The 6,258-nt window shown below is 72.7% G+C and carries 5 protein-coding genes and 1 pseudogene; 1 reads left to right on the forward strand and 5 read right to left on the reverse strand.

The genetic code is table 11. The features are described 5' to 3' along the window. Nucleotides 1-626: ANTAR domain-containing protein (locus SSBG_RS01050; protein WP_037870928.1), on the reverse strand; the 626-nt coding region annotated here is incomplete at its 3' end. Nucleotides 627-759: 133 nt separating this feature from the next. Beyond that, nucleotides 760-1,480: pseudogene (locus SSBG_RS01055) on the reverse strand (GAF and ANTAR domain-containing protein). Nucleotides 1,481-2,147: 667 nt separating this feature from the next. On the opposite strand from SSBG_RS01055, the gene SSBG_RS01060 reads away from it, so the two are divergent. Continuing rightward, complete coding sequence (locus tag SSBG_RS01060) at nucleotides 2,148-2,837, forward strand: Crp/Fnr family transcriptional regulator (RefSeq protein ID WP_008744388.1); 690 nt, start codon at nucleotides 2,148-2,150, stop codon at nucleotides 2,835-2,837. Here the strand turns inward: SSBG_RS01060 and SSBG_RS01065 are convergent. The 3 genes from SSBG_RS01065 to SSBG_RS01075 all read right to left on the reverse strand — a co-directional run bounded on the left by SSBG_RS01065 (nucleotide 2,801) and on the right by SSBG_RS01075 (nucleotide 6,131). Then, complete coding sequence (locus tag SSBG_RS01065; protein ID WP_050776683.1) at nucleotides 2,801-4,102, reverse strand: MalY/PatB family protein; 1,302 nt, start codon at nucleotides 4,100-4,102, stop codon at nucleotides 2,801-2,803. The two genes, SSBG_RS01060 and SSBG_RS01065, sit on opposite strands and share 37 nt — an antisense overlap. A 64-nt stretch (nucleotides 4,103-4,166) precedes the next feature. Continuing rightward, the gene (locus SSBG_RS01070) at nucleotides 4,167-5,408 is read right to left on the reverse strand and encodes a cytochrome P450 (RefSeq protein WP_008744390.1); all 1,242 of its coding nucleotides are present in this window, start codon (nucleotides 5,406-5,408) and stop codon (nucleotides 4,167-4,169) included. Nucleotides 5,409-5,612: 204 nt separating this feature from the next. Next, nucleotides 5,613-6,131 carry a hypothetical protein gene (locus SSBG_RS01075; RefSeq protein WP_050776684.1) on the reverse strand — a complete coding sequence of 173 codons (519 nt, stop codon included), beginning with the start codon at nucleotides 6,129-6,131 and terminating at the stop codon, nucleotides 5,613-5,615. Nucleotides 6,132-6,258: the final 127 nt, after the last annotated feature.

A 6,258-nucleotide genomic window follows, 5' to 3' on the forward strand; every position in this document is an offset into this window, starting at 1 on the left:
GCGCTGCGCGGCACGTGGCTGCGGCGCAGCCACGGCGCGAAGGCGAGCGGCGGCGCGGGGGCCCTGGTGCGGCCGGGGAACCACTGCGGGCTGTGCTCGGCGGGGCGGGGCGCGCTCAGGAAGACGGAGGCGAGGGTGCGGAGTTTGACGTTGTGCCGTTGCGAGCCGGCGCGCAGCAGGTCGAAGGCGGTGTCGGCGTCGGGCAGTCCGTACCGTTCCTGGAGGACGCCCTGCGTCTGGGCGATGAGCGGGCGGGTACGGAGGTTGGCGCGCAGGTCGCGCAGCTCCGCGGCCGTGCCGGGGCCCGCCGGCGCCGCCTCCGCCTCTCCGGGCGCGCTCGGGGCGCCGGTGAGCACGAGGGGCAGGGCGGGGCCGGTCCCCGGGGACCGGCCCGCGTCGGCGACGAGGCGGAGCAGCCGCCGGGCGACAGCGTCCGAGAGCTGGGCGTCGGGGCCGAGTTCGACCGCGATGCGGGGACCCGCCGAGACGGCCCCCGCCTCTTCCAGGCAGCGGGCGAACGCGGGCCACGCCTCCTCGTCCATCTGTCCGGTGACACGCACCGTCGTCACCTCGGCGGAGGGCCACGACCGGGCGGTGCGGGACAGCGTGAAGGGGCTGGGGGCCACGGATACATCTCCTGAGCAGCGTGAAGCGACAGGCCACGCTGCTGGACCCGTGGAACACCCTAGAGTATCGGGCGCCCCTCGCGCGCCCGGGTCCCGCGGTCGCTCGCCGGCCCCTCCGGCTCGGGGCCGGACGTCAGTCGCGGGAGGACCAGGCGCCCTCCTGCGGGGCGGTTCCCGAGACGCTCTCCACGAGGCGGGCGCACAGGTCCCGCAGCTTGACGTTCCGGTTCTGCGAGGCCGTGCGGAGGTAGGCGAACGCCTCCTCGGAGGTGCACCGCTGCTGCCCCATGATGACTCCCATGGCCTGGTCGATCACGGTGCGTGAACGCAGGGCGGCCTGGAGATCCGGCGGCGAACTGCTGGGCGTCGGAGAGACGCACCGCGAAGACGAGCGCGCCCGCGGCCTGCGCGGCAAGGAGCCGCAGCCCGGCGACGTCCTCGGCCGAGAACGCGTCGGGGGCGGGCGCGTACAGGTTGAGCGCCCCCGCCATGCCCTCGCGCTCGCGCAGGGGCAGCGAGAGCGACGAAAGAGTGCCGCGCCCGGCGGCGAAGGCCGGGTAGGCGCCCCAGCGGCGTTCGGCGCGCATGTCGGTGACGCGCACCTCTTTGTCGCGGCGCAGGGCCTCCAGGCACGGCCCCTCGTCGAGGTCGTACTGCTTGTCGTCCAGGGGCGGGGCGCTGAGGCCCGCGCTCGCGACGGTGAAGGGGCGCGCCTTCCGTTCCAGGGTGATGCCGCAGCCGTCCGCGCCGGGGGTGCGGCGCCGGGCCTCCGCGGCGACTTCGGCGAGGAAGCTGTCGAGTGTGTCGGTCTCCAGGAGGAGCGACTGCACGTCGAAGGGCACGCGGTCGGCCATGGTGGCCCTCCCTCCCGCCGGACGCCGCCGTGCCGCGGGCGACCGGCCGGTGCCGGGGTTCCTGTCCCTCCACCCTCGCACGATCGCCGGGGCCGCGGGCGGGAGAGCGGTCGGCCCCGCCCCGGACGGCCCTCATCCATCACGTTGCGCCGCCGAGTACCCCCGCCGCGCGGCTGAAACCTGGTTGTTCGGAAAACACCGGAACGCGAGCCCCGGGGCGGCGAAGTACTCGACGGGCGCCGGGGTCACCGCTGGCCGGGGGGCCGTCGGCGGACGGGAGGGGAGCGCGGGAGCCCTGACGCCGATCGTCGCCGTCAAGCCCGCCCGCCCTCCGCACAATGGCGGGAAGTCGCGCTTGCGCGCGGCCGTCGAGTCGATACACGGCGACAGATGCGCTCCCGGTCCCGCGGCCCGCTCCATCCCGGTGGTCGCCCATTACCAGCGGCTTTGTCGGCGATTCACCTTCGACACCCTTTGGGCGAAGAACAACTCTCCGTGCGCGAAAGGAGGTACGGCACATATCGCCCCGCCCGATTACGGTCAACTACAGCAGACCCGCCCCACGAACTATCCCGGCCGAGGGACGATGTCTTAGATTCGGCGCAGGAAGTCGATCTAGAGCTCAGTTTCTCCCCGTCAGCTTTAACAGTTGAAGGCAGGGCAACGAATGGAACCTCTCTGTAACGCCGAACAGCGCCTGGCCGGAGCACTTCAGGAAGCAGCCCGGAGAGGCACCATCCGCGGGACACGGTTTCATGTCGGCCGACGAGAACACGTCTACAATCTGGGCCAGCCCGACGCGCACATCTATCTCATCGAGAGCGGCCAGGTCAAAACACTCACGCACACCCGCGACGGAAAACAGTGCCTGTTGTCGATACACGGCCCGGGCGACGTCTTCGGCGAATGCAGCCTCCTCGCCGCCAACCACACCGAGACCGCGCAGGCCATGCAGGTCACCACCCTCGTCCAGGTCCGCGTCGGGCAGATCATGAAGGACTGCGATCCGCTGCTCCACGAGGCCCTGATCAGCCATATGGCGAACCGGCTGCTGGAACAGCAGCAGATGATCGCCAACCTCGTGACGATGGACAGCGAGCACCGGCTGGCCGCACTGCTGGTGAACCTCGGGAAAAAGGTCGGCAAACGCAGGGAGCACACCGCGCTGATACGCGACCGGATAACACAGGAAGAGCTGGCGGAAATGGTGGGCACGACGCGTTCCCGGGTCGGCTACTTCCTGAAAAGGTTCTCCCTGGCCGGTGTGGTGCACCGTACGGAGGACGCCCACCTGTGCATCCACATCACCGAGCTGACCGATTACCTGGAGAACTCCTCCTTGTCCGCCGGTCTGTAGGAGGCGGACACCGGGGCGGGATAACCCGGAGCGTTTCCGGGCGGCGCCCCACCGGCGCCTCCTCCTTCCGGGAACTCCTCCCGTACCGCCTTCTCCATGCGTCGCACCATTTCCTCCAGCAAACGCTGCGACGTGCCGAAGTTGAGCCGGATGAAACCCTCGCTCCCGTATTCCCGGCCGTCGCTGAGGGCAACCTTGCCGTGGCCGAGGAAGAACCCGGCGAGATCGTCGCTGCCCAGCCGGTCGGCCAGCCGCCGGGCGTCGAGCCAGGCGAGGTAGCTCGCCTCGGGCGGCACCAGTTCCACGTCGGGGCCGAAGGGCTCGAAGAGTTCCACGAGCATCCGCCGGCTGCCGTGCAGGTAGTGGCGCACGGTGCTCAGCCACGGGTCGCCCCGGGTGAAGGCGGCTTCGCTCGCGCTCACGCCGAGGATGCCGACGCCGTCCCGCTGTCTCGGGCGCATCTCCATGAGCCGGTCGTGGTCACGTGGCCGCCCCGCCACGGCCATCGCGCATTTCAGGCCGGACAGGTTCCAGCCCTTGCTGGCGGAGGCGGCCGTGACCGTCGTCACCCGTGCCGCCTCGGGCAGTGAGGCGAGCGGGACGTGGCGGTGTCCCGGGTGGGTGAGCGGGGCGTGCACCTCGTCGGAGATCACCGCGACCCCGAACTCGGCGGCGAGCGCGAGCACTTCGCGCAGCTCGTCGGCGGTCAGCACCCGGCCTGTGGGATTGTGCGGATTGCACAGGAAGTACGCGGCGGCCCCGGCCCGGAAGGCGCGGGCCAGCCCCTCCAGGTCGAGCCGCCAGCGGCCCCCGCGCAGGCGCATCGGCCGGGGCACGACCTGCCGCCCCGCCGCCGCGATGGCCTCGAAGTAGGGCGGATAGGCGGGAACATCCACCACGACCCCGTCGCCGACCGCGGTGAACTGCTCCAGCGCCACCTCCATCACGCGCATGGTGTCCGGGAACAGCACCACCTTGCGCGGCTCCACCGCCCAGCCCCAGCTCGCCCGTGTCCAGGCCGCGAACGCCCGTTGCACGGGGGCCTCCGCCGTGTAGGCGTAGGCGTAGCCGAGGTCGCCGCCCGCGGTGAGGTGCGCGCGGATGGCGTCGAGCACCGGCGCGGCGACGGGGAAGTCCATCTCGGCGATGAACGCCGGGAGCACGTCCGGCGGATGACGCCGCCACTTCTCGCTGCGCCGCGCGGCGAGCGAGGCCGCGCGCAGCCCGTCGAACAGGTGGAGCAGCTCCTGCTGTGCCTCCGACAACGAGTCCTCCTCCTCCGCTCGGGCCGGGGGTGCGCCGGGCCGCCCTCCCCCGCGCGGCCCGCTCTCACCAGGTGACGGGCAGTTCCTTGACGCCGTGGATACCGAAGAGGTGGTGCCAGAAGGGCACGTCGTCCGCGGGGACGGCGAGACGCAGGCCGGGGAAGCGGGTGAACAACCGCTCCAGGGTGACCTGGAGTTCGACCCGGGCGAGGGACTGCCCGGGGCACTGGTGGGGGCCGTGGCCGAAGGCGAGCTGGCCGCGCGCGGAACGGGTGACGTCGAAGCGGTCGGGGTCGGGGAAGACCTCGGCGTCCCTGTTGGCCGTCGCGAGCTGGCACACGACGCCCTCCCCCGCGTGGATGGTGCGCTCCCCGAGGGTGACGTCGGCGACGGCGATCCGGTTCATGCCGATCTGCATGGCCGTCTGGTGGCGCAGCAGTTCGTCCACCGCGCCCGGGAACAGGGCCGGATCGGCGCGCAGGGCCGCCAGCTGGTCCGGGTTCTCCAGCAGCAGCATCGTGCCGGTGCCGATCATGGTGGCGGTCGTGTGATGGCCGGCGGCGAGCAGCAGCCAGGCGATGACGGCGACCTCGGCCCGGTCCAGCAGGCCGGGGGCGACCTGTTCGACGAGGAGCCGGCTGATCAGGTCGTCACCGGGCGCCTTCTCCTTGACCGCGACCACCCCTTCGAGGTGGCGGAGGATGTCGTCCTTGGCCCGCATCGTCTCCTCGGGACCGCTGCGGCCGTTGATGAGGACCTGGGTGCGGGACTCGAACAGCGCGCTGTCCTCGGCGGGTACCCCGAGCAGTTCGCACACCACGGTGGAGGGGACGGGGTAGGCGAGGGTCTCCATGAGGTCGAGCGGGCCGCCGCGCTCCTCCATCGCGTCGAGGCGGCCGTCCACGATCTGCCCGATCCGGGAGCGCAGTTCCTCGGCCCTGCGCCCGGTGAAGTCCCGGGCGAGCATCCGGCGGTAGCGCAGGTGCTCGGCGCCGTCGAGACGCGGGAACGTGCCCTTGAGGACCTGCGGCACGGGGCGGGGGAACATCCGGGGGAAGTCCGGGTGCGAGCTGTCGGCGCTGAACCGCGGGTCGTCCAGCACGGCGCGTACGTCCCCGTGCCGGGTCACGAGGCGCGCCCGCTGCCCGCTGGGCAGGGTGACCGGCGCGAACGGGTCCTCGGCCTGGAGCGCGCGGTATCCGGGCGGCGGGTCGAAGGGGCAGCCCGCCGCCTTCTCCTGGGGGAACGCGGGCGGTCCCGCCCCCGGGTCCCCGGACGATCCGGCGGTGTCGGTCGTGTCCGTCATTGGAAACCCTTCCCTCGCTGCCTCGCTGGGGCCGCTCCCGGCACGGGTGGGGACCCTAACGCCCTGCGGCACCCCGGTTCTGTTCACTTCTGAGCATCGGCCGGACCCGGACGGCCCGCTTCGGGCGCCCGCCGGACCCGGCGCCGCCGTCCCCCGCGCCCGCGCACGCCGGGGCGGGCGGCCTGGGCGCAGGGGCGGGCGGCCTCAGGCGTCCGGGTGGGACAGGACGACCGCCGTGTTGAAGCCGCCGAACCCGAAGCCGTTCGACAGCACGAAGCCGTGTTTCGGCCGCCGCGGTTCCTCGCGCACGAGGCGCAGGACCGGATCGACGGGTGCGCGCAGGCCCGGGTCGGGGTGCACGAAGCCGTCCCGCAGTTGCAGGACGGCGGCCACCGCCTCGACCACACCGGCGGCGCTGAGGCAGTGCCCGGTGAGGGTCTTGGTCGCGTTGATCCAGGGGCCTTCGCCGTCCCCGAAGACCGTGCGCAGGGCGGCGGCCTCGGTCCGGTCGCCGAGCGGCGAACCGGTGCCGTGCGCGCTGACCCAGCCGATGTCGGCGGGGCCCACGCCCGCCTGCGCGAGGGCCCCGGTCATCGCCCGTACCTCTCCGTCCTGCGAGGGATCGGCCAGGTGGTTGCCGTCCAGGACGACGGCGCCGCCGGCGAAACCGGCCAGGACGGGCGCGCCGCGCAGCCGGGCGGAGGCGGCCGTCTCCAGGACCACGCAGGCCGCCGCCTCGCCGGGATGGAAGCCCCTGTGTGGCGGTGTCGAACGGCGCCTGTTTTTTTTTTCGGGCGCGCCGCGTGCCCGGGGCCATCGCGCCGATCGTGAGTAAGCCCTGGGTCTGCAC

The sequence above is a fragment of the Streptomyces sp. SPB074 genome (assembly GCF_000154905.1).
Taxonomy (GTDB): domain Bacteria; phylum Actinomycetota; class Actinomycetes; order Streptomycetales; family Streptomycetaceae; genus Streptomyces.

Coding starts and splice junctions, on each gene's coding strand:
- SSBG_RS01060 (WP_008744388.1), top strand. CDS start 2,148: ATGGAACCTCTCTGTAACGCCGAACAGCGCCTGGCCGGAGCACTTCAG.
- SSBG_RS01070 (WP_008744390.1), bottom strand. CDS start 5,408: ATGACGGACACGACCGACACCGCCGGATCGTCCGGGGACCCGGGGGCG.